At 33.7% G+C, this 16,024-nt stretch carries 14 protein-coding genes; 4 read left to right on the top strand and 10 right to left on the bottom strand.

Annotated elements, in window-relative coordinates:
* Nucleotides 1–124: 124 nt before the first annotated feature.
* Nucleotides 125–607 (bottom strand): DNA-deoxyinosine glycosylase, encoded by a 483-nt coding sequence (locus ASD98_RS01810; protein ID WP_056199646.1) that lies wholly within the window; start codon nucleotides 605–607, stop codon nucleotides 125–127.
* A 183-nt stretch (nucleotides 608–790) separates the two neighbouring features.
* Here ASD98_RS01810 and ASD98_RS01805 point away from each other — a divergent pair, with 183 nt between their 5' ends.
* The 3 genes from ASD98_RS01805 to ASD98_RS01795 all read left to right on the top strand — a co-directional run bounded on the left by ASD98_RS01805 (nucleotide 791) and on the right by ASD98_RS01795 (nucleotide 3,543).
* On the top strand, nucleotides 791–1,813 hold the full coding sequence (locus ASD98_RS01805; RefSeq protein ID WP_056199325.1) for an AraC family transcriptional regulator: 1,023 nt from the start codon (nucleotides 791–793) through the stop codon (nucleotides 1,811–1,813).
* Between the two features lie 452 nt (nucleotides 1,814–2,265).
* A complete protein-coding gene (locus ASD98_RS01800; RefSeq protein WP_056199323.1) occupies nucleotides 2,266–3,219 on the top strand; it encodes a bifunctional helix-turn-helix transcriptional regulator/GNAT family N-acetyltransferase in 954 nt (317 codons plus the stop codon).
* A complete protein-coding gene (locus ASD98_RS01795; protein WP_056199320.1) occupies nucleotides 3,220–3,543 on the top strand; it encodes a cupin domain-containing protein in 324 nt (107 codons plus the stop codon).
* Nucleotides 3,544–3,624: 81 nt separating this feature from the next.
* Here the strand turns inward: ASD98_RS01795 and ASD98_RS01790 are convergent, their stop codons facing one another.
* The 9 genes from ASD98_RS01790 to ASD98_RS01750 all read right to left on the bottom strand — a co-directional run bounded on the left by ASD98_RS01790 (nucleotide 3,625) and on the right by ASD98_RS01750 (nucleotide 15,402).
* Nucleotides 3,625–4,824, bottom strand: coding sequence for an FAD-binding oxidoreductase (locus ASD98_RS01790; RefSeq protein ID WP_056199317.1), 1,200 nt, complete (start codon nucleotides 4,822–4,824; stop codon nucleotides 3,625–3,627).
* Nucleotides 4,821–5,312 carry a low affinity iron permease family protein gene (locus ASD98_RS01785; protein ID WP_056199313.1) on the bottom strand — a complete coding sequence of 164 codons (492 nt, stop codon included), beginning with the start codon at nucleotides 5,310–5,312 and terminating at the stop codon, nucleotides 4,821–4,823. Before ASD98_RS01785 ends, ASD98_RS01790 begins: the two co-directional genes overlap by 4 nt.
* Nucleotides 5,313–5,322: 10 nt before the next feature.
* Nucleotides 5,323–8,142, bottom strand: coding sequence for an AsmA family protein (locus ASD98_RS01780; protein WP_056199312.1), 2,820 nt, complete (start codon nucleotides 8,140–8,142; stop codon nucleotides 5,323–5,325).
* 15 nt (nucleotides 8,143–8,157) lie between these two features.
* A complete protein-coding gene (locus ASD98_RS01775) occupies nucleotides 8,158–9,021 on the bottom strand; it encodes an MlaD family protein (protein ID WP_056199309.1) in 864 nt (287 codons plus the stop codon).
* A 24-nt stretch (nucleotides 9,022–9,045) separates the two neighbouring features.
* Complete coding sequence (locus ASD98_RS01770) at nucleotides 9,046–9,825, bottom strand: ABC transporter ATP-binding protein (protein ID WP_056199306.1); 780 nt, start codon at nucleotides 9,823–9,825, stop codon at nucleotides 9,046–9,048.
* On the bottom strand, nucleotides 9,822–10,586 hold the full coding sequence (locus ASD98_RS01765) for an ABC transporter permease (RefSeq protein WP_056199303.1): 765 nt from the start codon (nucleotides 10,584–10,586) through the stop codon (nucleotides 9,822–9,824). Before ASD98_RS01765 ends, ASD98_RS01770 begins: the two co-directional genes overlap by 4 nt.
* 496 nt (nucleotides 10,587–11,082) lie before the next feature.
* A complete protein-coding gene (fabF, locus tag ASD98_RS01760; protein ID WP_056199300.1) occupies nucleotides 11,083–12,327 on the bottom strand; it encodes a beta-ketoacyl-ACP synthase II in 1,245 nt (414 codons plus the stop codon).
* Entirely contained in the window at nucleotides 12,327–12,884 is a 558-nt protein-coding gene (locus ASD98_RS01755) for a TetR/AcrR family transcriptional regulator (RefSeq protein WP_056199297.1), read from the bottom strand. Before ASD98_RS01755 ends, fabF begins: the two co-directional genes overlap by 1 nt.
* Nucleotides 12,885–13,131: 247 nt before the next feature.
* Nucleotides 13,132–15,402: a glycosyltransferase gene (locus ASD98_RS01750; RefSeq protein WP_056199642.1), complete on the bottom strand. Its 2,271-nt coding sequence runs from the start codon at nucleotides 15,400–15,402 to the stop codon at nucleotides 13,132–13,134.
* Between the two features lie 441 nt (nucleotides 15,403–15,843).
* Here ASD98_RS01750 and ASD98_RS01745 point away from each other — a divergent pair, with 441 nt between their 5' ends.
* Nucleotides 15,844–16,005, top strand: coding sequence for a DUF1328 domain-containing protein (locus ASD98_RS01745; RefSeq protein ID WP_073417710.1), 162 nt, complete (start codon nucleotides 15,844–15,846; stop codon nucleotides 16,003–16,005).
* Nucleotides 16,006–16,024: the final 19 nt, after the last annotated feature.

Genomic DNA, 16,024 nt, shown 5'->3' with positions numbered 1-16,024 from the left:
TTTTTTTGGTCAGTTTTATTAGCCACGACTCGAGCGATAGCGAACAGGCGAGGCAATTCATAAATTAATTTTTAATAATCTATCTATACCAACTATAAAAATTCGTGAATTTGTGGCTATTCATTCATAGAGAGCCGATAATCTTCCATTCGTCTAATTTTGACTGAAAAGATTTACCTGCATTTGCCGGACTTGTTGATGGAAGTGTAATTAGCGTATATTCTTTTTTTAAATGAACATACTTTTTAAAGAATGCAGCAGCTTTTTGCCCATTAAATAATATGGTATTTATTTTTGAATGCTGCTTCAGGAATGTCTCAAAATCATTTGCAATTTCATTTTTAATGGCGCTGTCTAAACTTCCTACGCGATCGCAATATTGTAAAACATCCCAAAGCGCAACTTTGTTTTTAAGTAAAAGAGCTTTTTTGGTTTCGTAATCATTTGAGAAATCTTCGTTGAAAATTACAAATAAAAACTTCCAGAAATTATTCTGATTGTGTCCGTAATATTGATTTAGTTCTAATGATTTTGTTCCGGGCATTGTGCCTAAAATCAAAAGTTTAGAATCATTTGAACTTATAGGAGAGAAGGAATAGCTTTTCATTGATTGAATTAAGAAATATTTTATTTGAGTTAAACTTATATACATAAGTAATTATAAAACAATTGTAGAAAATTATATAACATTTTTGGTTTATGATTGAGCGAACTTTGAACATCTGCTTTTTAAACGTAATGATGTTGGTTTAAGAATCATTTAAAATTACAGAATTTAAATCGAAACAAAATGAAAATAGTTACTATACATACAGAGAAAATTCAAAATATATTTGAAGAATTGAATACGAACTTCGGCGGAAAAGTAACTTTTGACGTTGATGAATATACACTTGAAGTGAATAACAATTTTGTAAAAGGTTCAATAAGCGGTGCTTCTTTTAATGATAATATTTCATATGTTCAGTTTGATATGACTTTTTCAGTTGATTTAAAATTGAATGTTATTAACGGAATATCATCGCCATTATATTTTGCCTATTGCTCTAAAGGAAACCTTTCGCATAGTTTTGGAATTCACGGTGAAGAACATAAACTAAAAACATTTCAGACTGCGATTGTAACTTCAAAATTAAACCAGGACAATGTTTTGTTTTTTGAAAAAGATAAGAAAACAAAATTCACTTTAATAATTGTAGGGACACAGCCAGAAGGAAGTCAGGCAAATTCTTTGAGCCAAATGGTTAGAGAAACATTTTTTCAAGATAACCTTAACGAAGAGTTCTTTTATGCCGGATCATACAACTTAAAAATTGGTGAAAAAATAGAACAGTTAAACGCCGTAACCCAAACAGGAATTGTTAGGAATCTATTGAAAGAAGGTATTTTGAGAATTATTCTGGCAATGGAAATTCAGCAGCATGCAGATGATGTAAATTCTTTTTCAAAAGAAGCAAACTGCTTAACATTAAGAGAAATGGAAGAAATAAAAGAGCTTTCAGAAACCATAAAAGCAAATCCCGAAGAACCTTTTACGATTAAATCATTGAGTAAAAAATCAGGCTTGTCGCCAAATAAACTTCAGGAAGGTTTTAAAATGATTCATAACAGAACCGTAAACGATTATATAACTCATATGCGCGTTCTAAAAGCCGAAATCCTGATTAGAACTTCAGACTTAAATATTTCCGAAATTGTGTACTGTATCGGTTTTACAAGCAGAAGTTATTTTTCAAAGATCTTCAAACAAAAATTTAACTGCAGTCCAAAAGAATATAAATTCAATTTGAATCCGTTGGCTGTGACAGCTTGATTTAAGGTGCTGAGGTTCTAAGATACTAAGAAGCTAAGTTTTTTTCTTAGCAACTCAGAACCTTAGCTCCTTAGCCCCTAAAAAATAATGCCGTTAGCTATTAAGCAAGATATATACAAAAATGCTAAGATTCTGAGTCGCTGAGGTTTTAAGTTTTACTTAAAGGCTCCAAACTTAGAATCTTAGTTTTTTTTAAAGGTGCTGAGATTCTAAGGTTCTAAGATGCTAAGTTTTTTCTTAGCAACTCTAAAACTTAACACTTATCAGTTTAAAAAAATAATGTAGTTAACTATTAAAGCACCATATATAGTTACTAAGGTTTTAAAAACTAAATTAATCAGAAAAAAAACTTAGCATCTTAGAACCTTACCAACTTAGTACCTAAAAAAACTTTTTGTAAAAAAATATTTTTTTTATACATTTGCATAACTGGTTATATAATTAATTATGATATGGAATTTTTTAATAAAGTAGGTAAAGCGGCTTTAGGAAGCCGTTTACGTTTAATGACAGCGGTTATAACAGACGATGCTTCTAAAATTTATGAATTATACGGTGCAGATTTTGTTCCGAAGTGGTTTCCTGTGTTTTATACGCTGACAGAAGAAAGAGAATTAACGATTACAGAAATTGCAAATGAAATTGGACATTCGCAGCCTTCAGTAAGCAAAATTATTCAGGAAATGACTGCTGCCGGACTGGTTCAGGAAAGTTTAAAAACAGATGATAAACGAAAAAACAACGTTGTTTTGACTGCGAAAGGAATTTTACTTGCGAAAAATATTCAACAGCAGTTAAAAGATATTGATGTTGCAATAGATGGTTTAATTGCCGAATCTAAACATAATCTTTGGGCTGCACTTGAAGAATGGGAATTTTTACTGGAGCAAAAATCAATGTTAAAAAGAGTAAGCGATCAGAAAAAACTCCGCGAAAGCAAAGATGTAAAAATTGTAGAATACAAGCCTGAATATCAGGAAGCTTTTAGAGCATTGAATGTAGAATGGATTTCAACTTATTTTGAAATGGAAGAAGCGGACTATAAAGCACTCGACAATCCTGAAGAATATATTCTGAATAAAGGCGGAAAAATTCTCGTGGCTTTATATGAAAACGAACCAGTAGGAGTCTGCGCCCTTATCAAAATGAATAATCCTGAATACGATTTTGAAATGGCAAAAATGGCGGTTTCACCCAAAGCACAAGGTAAAAATATCGGCTGGTTATTAGGTCAGGCAATTGTTGCAAAAGCAAAAGAATTAGGTGCAAAAAAGATTTATCTGGAAAGCAACACGATCTTAAAACCTGCTATAAATTTGTATTATAAATTAGGCTTCCAGAAAGTTTTTGGTCTGGAAACACCATACAAGCGCTGTAACATCCAAATGGAATTAAAAATAGAATAAATGAAAAATATTGTAAAAAAAGAGAATGCTGTTTCAAGACAATTCTTAGGCGTTGATTTTGTGGTTTTATCAATTGGTAAAGATTCAATGGTAACGAAAATGCTGTACAAATCAACTGATTTTGTACCGTTTCATCAACATCCAAATGAACAAAGTGGTTATGTTATTTCAGGGAGTTATAAATTAAAACTTGACGGAGAAGAATTTTTATTAAATGAAGGAGATACTTATTCAATTCCCGCAAATATTGAGCATTCTATCGAAATTCTCGAAGCTGGTGAAGTCGTGGATGTTTTTACGCCGATAAGAGAGGATTATTTATAAATTAAGTTGCTAAGGTTTTAAGGTTGTGAGATTTTAAAAAAAACTTAGCAACTTAGAACCTTAGCATCTCAGAACCTTTTCTCAACGCCCAAACCTATAAAACTCTAAATCCGGATTTTTTTTGTTTTTAATAGAATCAACGATCGAGTTCATTCCGATGACGCTGAAAGTAATTCCGTTGCCTCCGAAGCCCAGAACGTAATGTATATTTTTTTTTGGGTCTGGTTTTCCAAAATAGGGAAGACCGTCTTTGGTTTCTCCAAAAGTTCCGGCCCAGGAATAATCGAGTTTGAAGTTTACATTTGGAAATCGTCTTTTAAACTGACGCATTAAAGAAGCCTCTTTTTTTGGAAGCAGTTTGTCACGTTTTTTGGCATCTCTAAATTCTTCATCACCGCCTCCCATGATGATTCTGTTGTCTGCGGTTGCACGGTAATAATAATACGGAGAAGAAGTATCCCAAATAACTGCATTTTTTAATATTGTAGGTAATTCAGGAACAACTTCAGAAGCCAGTGCATAGGTACTTTTTAAATCAACGATTTTTTCTTCAATAGTTTCGGTACTTTCATAACCGCTGCAGTATACAACATGATCTGCTGTTATCGTAAATTTATTCTCGGTGTGTGCAATGCATTTTCCTTTTGGAGTCTGGACAGAAGTAATATTCGTTCGGTCATAAATCTGCATTCCGTTTTGATGGCAGTAATGCAATAAATCGTTCGCCAGTTTAAACGGGTCCATAACCGCTGCAGTTTTCGATTCGATGGCTGCAATGGCATTTAGACCCATTTTTTCGAGATCATATTTATTGAGCCACGTTACATCAAAATCGCGCTGTTTTCGGGCTTTAAACTCGTTCTTTAAAAACGGAATATCTTTTTTATAGGATGTAAAATAAATGCTTTTTTTGAATTCAAATCCGCAGTCGCTTTCTACGGTATCAATTATATTTCGGAGGTCAAAAATAGCTTTCTTCCCGTTTCTGTAACTGTCGACAGCACATTTTTCCCCGCGAAGTTTAATCAGTTCGTGCAGCGGAACATCAATTTCATATTGAAGCAAAGCGGTACTTGCGGCCGTACTTCCGTTTGCTACGTCGCGGCGGTCAACTAATACTATTTTTTTTCCTGCTGTAATTAATTTATAAGCCATCAAAGCCCCAGTTATTCCTCCTCCAACAATCAAAATCTCAGTTTTAATATCAGAATCAATGGAAGGATAACTGGTATTCATGGCACTTATAAGAGGCCAAAAGGTTTCTGTAGAGCGTAATTTCATTTTTTTGTCGTATTTCGTGAAGCACGATGTTTAGTTCTGTTTTTATCTTTGTACTCATGCTGTGAATGCGCTTCGTTCAGCGAATGAGATGTTCTTATGCTTTCTTCTTTTTTTGCAAGTTCAGCCAGGTGACGGTAAAATTTCTGGACAATAATCATTTCTTCTTCGGTCATATTTTCAATATCAACCAGACTATTGCTTGAGTGTTCATTTGAAGCCACCAGTTCGTTTAATTTTAATTGAATTGCCAGTGAATCTTTATTTTGGGCTTTTTGAATTAAGAAAACCATCAAAAATGTTATGATTGTTGTTCCGGTATTAATAACTAGCTGCCAGGTTTCAGAATAATCGAAAATAGGCCCCGAAACTGCCCATGCCAATACAATAACAAAAGCACCAATAAAAGCAGTTGTACTTCCGGCAGCTTTTGAAGTTTTTGAAGCGAATTTTTCAAATGTGCTTCCGCCATTTTGTTTTTTCTTTTTCATTGCCTTATAATTATGTTTTCTTCTTGCTGACTTTTTCTTTTTTGATCACTTTATTATTCTTTTCATCATAAACAGCATCGTAAATCTTCTGACCTGTTTTACTGAAAATTTTAATTTTAGGATCTTCATGTGTTCCGGTTATTACAATTGGAAAACCAATAATACCGCCAGGCGGAAGTCCTAAACGCATTCGTAAATCAAGAAGACCGTCAAAACTGGTCGTTCCTTTAATAGTGGGTTTAAAACTTGCCACACTAAATGTAAAAGGCTCAATATGAATTAAATTATTATCAATATTCGATTTGATTTCGATTCCTTCCATTTTTGGATCATCCAATCCTTTTTGTCCCGTTTGAGAACTTACTCCTTCAAATAATTTTAAACCTTTAATTTTTACATCACGCAGGTTAATTGTTCCGCCTCCTTCAAGCGATTCATAAATAGGCCCCATATTTCCGTTTAAATCACCTTTTATTTTATAATCAACAGAAATAATTCCCTGTGCTTTTTCTGCCGCCGTAACCATATCATGAAACATCGGAATTTCTTTGTAAGCACGCTGAACGCTAAAATCTTTTGCATTGAAATGTGCATCAAAATGAGCTGTAGTCGGCGTTTCATCTTTGTATCCGGCATTAATCCCTACAATACAATCGATAATATTAAAAGTGGTATTTTCTAAAAATAAAGCCCCTTTTGTAATGCCCACTTTTCCGGAAAGTTTATTTAAGTTCAATCCGTTATATTCTACTTTATCAGCATTTGCTGTAAGCGAAACATTTAGGTTTTTAGGAACCAAAACAACACCACTCATTTTGGGATGATCTTCTTTTGCATATTCCACTTCCAGTTTTCGGTCTTTATTTTCACCTTTTTCAAGTGCCATAAATTCATCAACATTAATTAGTTTTGATTTTAGGTTGAAATCTCCACTTAAAGTTCCGTGCGATTCCAGAAAATAATTAATCGTATTTAAAAGATATCCGTTAATATCAAAATCAGATTTTCCGTAAGAAGCGTAGAATTTTTCAAACCACATTTTCTCATTTTGAAAACGGAAATTTCCCTGCTTGATAAAAAAAGATTTCGGAAACAATTCAGATGTTGCTTTGATGTTTTTCAACAAAATTGTTCCTCGATTATCCAGTTTACTATATTGTCCGGTTGTGGCGTAACTTTGTTTCCCTTTAAGAGATAAATCAGCTTTTGCATAGCCGGTAACATCAAGGCCCTTTTGAGAAAACACCTGATAGATTCGGCCCACATTCAGTTCTCCTTTAATTTTTGCATTATAAGCCAAATCACTAAAATCAGATAAAGTGGCGTTTATGTACATTGGATTTCCTTCAAAAACAAATGATGCAGGTGCGACGGCCACGATTAAATCTCCATAAGTTCCGGCTTTGTTCAAGACGTTAGCAACAAAAGTAATATCAGTAATTGGGTTAGGATAGGAGTCTGTTTTCAGCCAGCCGTTTCTAAGTGAAATACCGCCAATTGTTTTAGGAAATAATTTTTTTGAAGTACTAAAAAGCCCTTTTGCCTGAATATTGGTTTTTAAAAGTCCTTTTAATTCCAAGGTATTTAGACCTATTGCAGCATCGACAACAGCAAGATCAAGTGCGCCTTTTACGCTTGCGTTGATATTCATTTCGCTTAAACCTTTACTGTGCAGATAAGCATTGAAATAATCTTTTTCGCCCACTTTAAAACGTAAAGTTCTAAGATTTACCAACAATTGTTCTGTATCAAGCGAAGGCAGAATCGCGTTTAAATCCATTTGAAAATCAGTTAACGGAACAGGCGCATTTTGATAATTTATTGCTCCGTCTTTCACTTTTAGATTGAAAGCCAAATTGGGTTTCTGTTTTTTAGAAACATTATAATCTCCTTTAAAAGAAAGTACTAAATCACTTTTTCCGGAAATTTCGGTTTCATCTAACCAGGTTAAATATTCCGGAGGCATAACAGAAAGTAAATCTTTTACAGTTGTATTTTCTGAAGCCGCTTTGATATTGATTTTATAACCGTCTTTTAAAATGGTAAATAATCCGGTAAATGTTAAGGGAAGTTTATTAATCTGTAATTCATTTTTTTGAAGAATAAACGAAAGTGCATGTGTGTTTATTCTGGTAATTAAATCGGCATGTACGGCTTTTTTTCTAAGATAGGCCGTTCTGTTGTAATAAAAATCTAAAGTGTCAATCTCAGCATCTGTATTCAGGTCAAAAATATCTTCGCTTAGATTTCCTTTTCCGATATAATTAAAACCTTTTGCATCGACCAAAATTTTAGCCGAGCGGTCATTGTATTTTACATGACAGTTTTCTAAATCAATTCGCTCCAGTTTTATTGCAGTTCCTTCTTCGGGTGCATTTGGATCTTTTTTCTCGTCTTTTCTATCTTCTGGTGCAACATAAATATTGTAATTAGCTTGTCCTTTTTCGTTAACCATTACATTTATTAAAGCATTTGAGACATATAATTTGTTGATTTTAACTTCACTGTCAAAAATCAGTCTTTTCAAATTTATTCCAAACGCAACCTGATCTGCTTTTAATAAAGTATCATTGCTAAAAGGTTTGGAACCTGTCATCGATAAATCATCAAGTGAAACAGTCAGCGATGGAAAATGCGTAAAAAACGAAAGGTTAGACTTCGAAAACTCAAGGTTGGTGTCTAAACGTTCGTTGGCAATTTTTTTAACTTCTGAGGCTATTTTTCCGGGAAATAAAAGCGGAAGCAAAAAAAGTAACAGCAGGATTCCTGCTATTACTATTCCCGTCCATTTTAGTATTTTAAGGCTTATATTTTTATATGAAGTTTTCATGGCGTAGAGTTTTGATTATTTCTTTTCAGTGTCTTTCTTCTCAGCGTCTTTTTTTGCTTCTTCAGCTTTTTGTTTGTCTTGCTTTTCTTTCTCTTCTTTGGCTTTTTCCTGTTTTTCTTTTTCTTCTTTAGCTTTGGCTTCTTTTTCTTTGGCAACCTTTTCCTGCTGTTCTTCTTTTTTCTCTTTTATTTCTTCTTTCTGTTTTTCTTTTTCTTTCTCTTTTTTCTTAAAGTAACCTCTAAACAGGAAATTGCTTTTTGCAGCTTCCATATTTTCGCTGAAACCTTTTGTACCGCTTTCGAGATTTGAAAGCGTATTCGTAACGCTGTTTGCCATTTTATCATCACGGACTAATCGCGCCAAAGCACCGTTTCCGTTATTCATACTGTGGCTGAAAATGGCAAGTTCTTCAGAAATAACACCAACGTTGTCGACACTTTTCTTAACGCTTTTCATAATGTCATTCATTTCTATTCCGTTAATGGAAGCAATGGCTCCATTATCTTCGATGATTTTTGTTGATTTTACGCCGGGCGTAATAGTAAGGACTTTGTCACCCATTAATCCGTCAGAACCAATGCTGGCACGGGCGTCTGTTTTTATGAATTCGCGGACTTCATCTTTTATAACCATTGAAACCACTACCGAAGAATCATTTATTAATCGGATTTCTTCGACTGTACCAATGTTAATACCTGAAAAACGGACGTTGTTCCCCACTTCTAAACCGCTGACCGTTTTAAATTTTGATGTGATATGGAATGTCGAACCAAACAGGTTTTTTTGTTTTCCGATAAAATAAATGGCCATTATAAAAAGCAGCAGCCCAACTGTTACAAACATTCCTAATTTCCAAGTATATCCAGATTGCTTCTCCATGATTTCTAGTTTTATTTTTGCTGTTTATTCAAAAAATGAGCGTACCCATTCATCTTCGTCTTTTTCTAATTCTTCGTATGTTCCTTCAGCGTGAATTACGCCGTCTTTTAAAACCATAATTCTGTCTGCTGTTAATTTGGCACAGGCCATATCGTGCGTAATAATGATCGATGATGTTTTTTGTTTGTTTTTGATGTCCAGAATTAATTCGCTGATTTCTCTTGAAGTAATGGTATCTAAACCCGTTGTAGGTTCATCATACAAAATGATTTCAGGTTTTAAAATCAGGGTTCTTGCCAAGCCGATTCTCTTTCTCATTCCGCCTGATAATTCTGCCGGCATTTTGTCAATTGCATCGCCTAAACCAACACTTTCAAGAGCTTCAATAACTTCTTTCTCCACTTCATCTTCGGTTAAATCTCTTTTGTGTGCACGCAGTGTAAACGCCAGATTTTCTCTAACCGACATAGAGTCGTATAAGGCGCCGCTTTGAAATAAAAATCCAATTTTGACTCTCATTTTGTTTAATTCATCTTTAGAAAGAGCAAGTAAATCTTCGTCAAAAACTTTTATTTCACCTTTATCCGGTATAATTAACCCTACAATACACTTTATGGTTACCGATTTTCCAGAACCGGAACGACCTAAAATCACTAAATCTTCACCTTTATTTACGGTTAGGTTTATGCCTTTCAAAACGGTATTGTCTTTGCCAAAAGTTTTGTGCAGATCCTTAATTTCAATAATTGGAGTCAGTTTTTTGCTTTTTGCTTTTGGTTCGGTATTTTTTTCTTCTTTAATCATTTTAAATAAATTAAATCGGTTAATTGTACGGCAACCATATCAATAATAAATATGCTTAAAGAAGCTGTAACTACAGCTGAGTTTGCAGCGCGTCCTACACTTTCTGTTCCGTTTGCGGCATTAAATCCTTTATAACAGCCAATCATCCCTATGAAATAACCAAAGAAAAATGTTTTTACTGTTGCCGGAATCAGATCTGAGAATTCTAAAGACTGAATAATCTGTGTTAAATAGCGATAGAAATTGACATCGCCATGAATATTTATTCCGGCGTAACCGCCAATAATTCCAATCGCATCAGCAAAAATTACTAATATCGGAACCATTAACGTACACGCTAAAATTCTGGTTACAACCAAATAGTTATAAGGATTAATGGCAGAAACTTCCATGGCATCGATTTGTTCTGTTACTTTCATAGAACCTAGTTCAGCACCAATTCCTGACGAAATTTTTCCGGCACAGATTAAGGCTGTAATAACGGGCGCTATTTCTCTTATTAAAGAGAGTGCAACCATTCCGGGAAGCCAGCTTTCGGCACCAAATTTCACCAAAGTAGGCCTGGATTGAAGCGTGAGTACTAATCCCATAATAAAACCGGTAATTGCCACCAAGGGCAATGACTTGTAACCGATGATGTAACATTGTTTCAAAAACTCTTTTGCCTCATAAGGAGGAATAAAAACCTCCTTAAAAAACCTCTTGGCAAACAATGTTGCATCTCCAATTTGTGCGAATGTATTTTTTAGGCTGAGAATCAAAATGTTTTGTTTTTAGGTTAGGTGTAATTTGAAAATCAATTATTTAACAGTTTATGTCACTTTTTAAATTATATATGAAAGTTACTTCTATACTTGTTAAAATACTTTACACAACTTTTTTTGAGCCTTATATAATTTTCATAAAATCACAATATTTTTACGAATGCTGCGTTACACAATTTCTTTAAAAAATAAAAGAGCTGTCTCGATTTTAAGACAGCTCTTTTTGTATATCAAGTTATCATTCCATAAGAATGTTTTATTGGTAGAAAAAAATAAACACCAGTCATATTTACGTTCCGTAGGAACGTGTGATGTGTGGGATTATTAAAAAATGATGTCAAAATCAAACGTTCCTACGGAACGTAAAACGATGATAACACTATAATTTTCTACCGATGAAATGTTCCTACGGAACAAGGAAATATATAGAATAAAAAGGGGCAGCTCCAACTTTTGAAACTGCCCCTTTTAAAGTGAAGTACATTGTAATTGTTTATTCTGTAAATTTTTTAAAGATAGAACTGGCTACATGACCGCCAAAACCAAAAGTATTACTCATAGCATAATTAACTATTCTGGATTGTGCTTTTCCAAGTGTCAAATTAAATTTATCCGCGACTTCTGGTTCGACCTTTTGAGTGTTTATCGTTGGTGGAACAATATTTTCCTGAACCGCTTTTATACAGGCAATAGCTTCAATTGCTCCGGCACCGCCAAGTAAATGTCCTGTCATTGATTTTGTGGCGCTGATATTCGCATTCGGATTTATTCCAAATACTTTTTCTACAGCTTTAAGCTCACTTAAATCTCCGGTTGGAGTAGAAGTTGCATGGGCATTTATGTAATCAATTTGGTCGGGAGAAATTCCGGCTTCTTCAAGAGCAAGTTCCATTCCTAAAACAGCCCCTTCACCTTCAGGATGTGTTCCCGTTAAATGGTACGCATCTGCAGCTAGTCCGCCGCCCACAATTTCGGCCAAAATTACAGCGTTTCTTTTTATAGCATGTTCGTAACTTTCTAATATAACGACGCCGGCTCCTTCGCCTAAAACAAATCCATCTCTTGTCGCATCAAAAGGGCGTGAGGCTTTACTGTAATCGTCATTTAAGGTAGACAATGCTTTTGAAGCGTTAAAACCGCCAATGGAAGATTCTGTAACAGAGGCTTCAGAACCACCCGTGATCATCATATCAGCCTTGCCCCAGCGAATGTAATTGAAAGCATCTATGATTGCAGTATTGCTGGCAGAACAGGCTGCAGCAGTGGTATAGTTAATTCCACGAAGGCCGTATTTGATAGAAATAACTCCTGATGCTATATTCACAATTCTTTTCGGAATGAAAAACGGACTAAATCTTGGCGTGCCATTTCCTAATTTATATTCTCCAATTTGTTCTTCAAAAGTTGAAATACCGCCGTCGCCGCAGCCCCATATTACTCCAATTCGGTTTTTGTTTAAGGAATCAAAATCAATATTAGCATTTTTTACCGCTTCGTCTGCGGCATACAATGCGTATTGCGTGAAAAGGTCGTATTTTCTAATTTCGTTTTTCTCAAAAATAGGCGAAGCATCAAAATTTTTAACTTCGCATGCAAATTTAGTTTTGAATTGTGTGGTGTCAAATCTTGTTATTGGAGCCGCACCGCTGACTCCGTTAATTAATGAATTCCAATATTCCTGAACGTTATTTCCAATGGGAGTTACTGCTCCTAATCCTGTTACTACAACTCTTTTCATTATTTTTTAGGTCTTAATTCTGTTACTATTGTTTCTCTTACCAATTCAAAATCCTCATCGTTTGTAAGCCTTGAAAGCTGAACAATCGCAACCATATTCGTTATGATCATTATGGCTTTTGTTCTTGGTAACATTTCAAAATTAAATATGTTAAGTTTTTTTCCTTCAATTAAAATTTCAGTAAGCCAGCTGATTACGATTTGAGCAAATACTTGAAGTTCTGCTTTTATAGCATCATCTAAAGTGTTTAAATCGGTAGCTAATGAACCTACAATACAGACTTTATTTTCTTTTTTTATCTGAGCCTGAACTTCCAGGAAAGCTTCCAATTTTGTTAATGGCGATTCATTGGCAACTTTTTTCTTTAAAGCTTCACATCGGGTAATATGTTCTTTAATAGTTGCCACACCAAGATCTGATTTAGTAGGGAAGTGATAATGAATAGAAGCGGTTTTTATACCAATATCATTTGAAATATCTTTAAAACTAAAGCCATTATAACCTTTATTTCTAATATACTGATCTGCTTTATCTACAATTACTTCTCTTGTTGTCATGGTTATAGATTTTTCATGCAAATATACTACCTATTAGTAGATAGGCAAATTTATTTGTTTATTTTTTAACAAAACAAAAAATCCCTTTCATTAAGAAAGGGATTTTCCGGGTTTAATAGAATTTTGGTCAGTCTATTGCTTTTATAAAATTACAATATTTAAATTCCAAATTCAAAATTGATGTGTAAAATTGAATGTTCAAATTCTCAAAATTGGAATTTGGAATTTTAAAAAATTGAAATTTATTCTATAAGTTGATCGCTACACCGGTTCTGGATTTAATTAAGGGAATAACTTTAGACTCGGCTAAAGCATAATTTTCCATTATCAATCTTGCGGTTAAATAACACACAGTTGATTCTGCTCCCTGATTTAAGTTTACATTGTTTCTTTCAAGACCGTCGTAACCGCCTCCGCTTACCGGATTATACATAATTTGATTTAAATGATTTTTTCCTAAAAACCAGTTAAATGCAATTTTCATTTTCTTTCTATATTCAGGAGTTTCAAATGCGTTGTAAAAAGCATTTAAAGTCTGAATTGTATAGGTAACATCAATAGGCTGTTCACCATATTGCTGTGGTTCTGAACCTTTATGATACCAGCTTTGATTTGAAATGGCTTTAAAGTTTCCGTCTGCAAATGTTTTCGACAGCAAGAAATCTAAGGAATCTAACGCTACTTTTTTGTAAACGGGTTTGTTCGTAATTAAATAGGCGTATAACATAGATTCTGGCAGAATTCCGTTTCCGTACGTTAAATAATTTTCAAACCACTGCCAGTCTTCAGATGCTGTATCTTCGTAGTTTGCCAGCAGTTTGGCATTTAGTTTATTAATGATGGCCGCAACATATAAATTTGGAATTGCATTATGATATAAATATAATCCTTTTGTTGCAAAACCAATAGAACGCGGCGACTGAATATTTTCTGCCCATTTTAATGAATTAAGGAAACATTTTGCCGCTTTTTTAGAAATGTTTTCCGGAAGAATGTCCGAATTTGAAACTACAGTTCCTAAAGCCCAAATCGCTCTTGCATTTGAATCTTCTAAATTAACTTCGGCATTTTGTTCAATATGTTCACGGTTTTCCTGATCGACATAATTGATGAAATTTCCTTTTGGTTTTTGGCATCTTTCGATAAAATCCAAATAAATTAAAATATAAGGAAGATCGTCTTTGTCTCTGGTTAATTTATAGTGCATACAAAATGCAATCAAAGCACGGGCATTATCATCTAAAGTATAACCTGACTCCAAATCCGGAACCGAAATTTTACTAAACTGAATAATTCCCAAATCTGTAGTTAATCTTTTAATATGTCTTAATTGAATATCCGGATAACTGTATTTAATATCTGATGGATTTTCGATTAATTTTTTATAAGTATCCATGTGTGTTAATGCGGCATTTTCCCAAGATGAAGCTCTCATTTTAGTAAAGGCGTTGATTCCCATTTCACGTCTTAAATTTTCATCAGAAATTAATTTTAATGTTTCTTCTGCAAACTGATCCACATTTCCAATATCAACCAGAACGCCGCAGTCTGAAGTTAAAACTTCTTTTGTATGCGCAATTTTTGACGCAACCATAGGACAGGCGCAGCTCATAGCATAAGCAAAAGTGCCGCTTACAGCCTGGTTTGGATCTTTTGAAGTAAACAAATAAATATCTGTAGCTTTTAAATATTCTAAAAGTTCCTCTGTATCTAAATATTGATTGATGAAGCGAACATTGTTGTGTAAATTTAGTTCGTCAACAAGTGCTTCCAGTTTATCTCTATAAGTATCAACTCCGTCTTTAATTAAATTTGGATGTGTTTTGCCAATAATTAAATACAATACGTTTGGTTCTTTTTCGACAATTTTAGCCAAAGCCTGTAAACCGGTTTCGATATTTTTTCCTTCGCCTAAAAGTCCAAAAGTTGAAAGTACAATTTTGTTTTGAATATCGAATTTTGCTTTTGCTTGTGCCGGTTCTTCATAAATTACAATATGAGTTCCGTGTGGTACAGTTGTAATTATATCTTCATTAATATCGTAGTCTTTTATCAAAATTTCTTTTGACTGGTTTGTCATCACAAAAACAGAATTGCTATAGCTTAAAAGTAATTTTACAAAAGTTTTTAATTCATTATTCGGGTTTGGAATAACGCTGTGAAAAGTATAGGTTAAGGGTTTTTTTACTGCATTTAAAAAATCCAGTAAATGGTCTCCGTAGTTACCGCCAAATAAACCAAATTCATGTTGAATATGAACTAATTTTACATTTTTATCTTTGTTGATTTCCTCGGCAACTTTTGTGTATTCTGCTCTTTCTTTTGTATTTAATGTAAAGGCCTGTGTTGGATTTGTCTGCGGTTTATCGACCAATTCACAAATTTCACAAGTTATTGATTTACCAAAAACATCGGTAATTCCTTTAATTGTATCCTGAGTATAAGTTGCTATTCCACATTGAGTTGGTGGAAATGTAGAAAGAAAAACAATTTTCGATTTATTTGATATCTTCTTCATGGGATGCTGTTTTAGTTCTGTTAATAAGTCGTCAAGGTTCAGTGAGGCCACCGCAATCTTGTCATCGGCGGCACCGTAATAAATAATATATATTGGTATTAAAAAAATGGTTGCATATATGGAGAAAACCACATAATCTGCATACAGTGTCTTTAATAATATCAGCTAGTATGACCAGTTTTTAATTTTAAATAAAATTACCTTGGGAACGCAGCGGTAATTAACTCAATCGATCAAAAAATTAACTCTAAAGCTTTTGGATGGGAATTGTATAAGATTGAGGCTGAAATTCTAAAAGTACTGATAAAATTATGATTTATAATGGATTGCGATAAAAAATATACCATTTGAGTTAATGGTTTTTGTAAGTAAAATAGAACTTTGAGAGACAAACAAATCAGACTTGTAAAAAGTCACATTATTAACTTAAATTTTAATATTATGTTACGTTGGACAGTCACATTTATAATTCTAGCTATAGTAGCCGGAATTTTTGGTTTTGGTGGAATTGCTGCCGGAGCCGCTAGTATCGCAAAAATTTTATTCTTTATATTCTTAGTTTTATTTATTATCTCATTAATAAGCGGAAGAACAAGAGTTTAAATTTTTAAGTTTATTTAAA

The sequence above is a fragment of the Flavobacterium sp. Root186 genome, assembly GCF_001428525.1.
Taxonomy (GTDB): domain Bacteria; phylum Bacteroidota; class Bacteroidia; order Flavobacteriales; family Flavobacteriaceae; genus Flavobacterium.
Note: the sequence above shows the minus strand (reverse complement) of the source record. Positions and strands in the feature narration are given on the sequence as shown.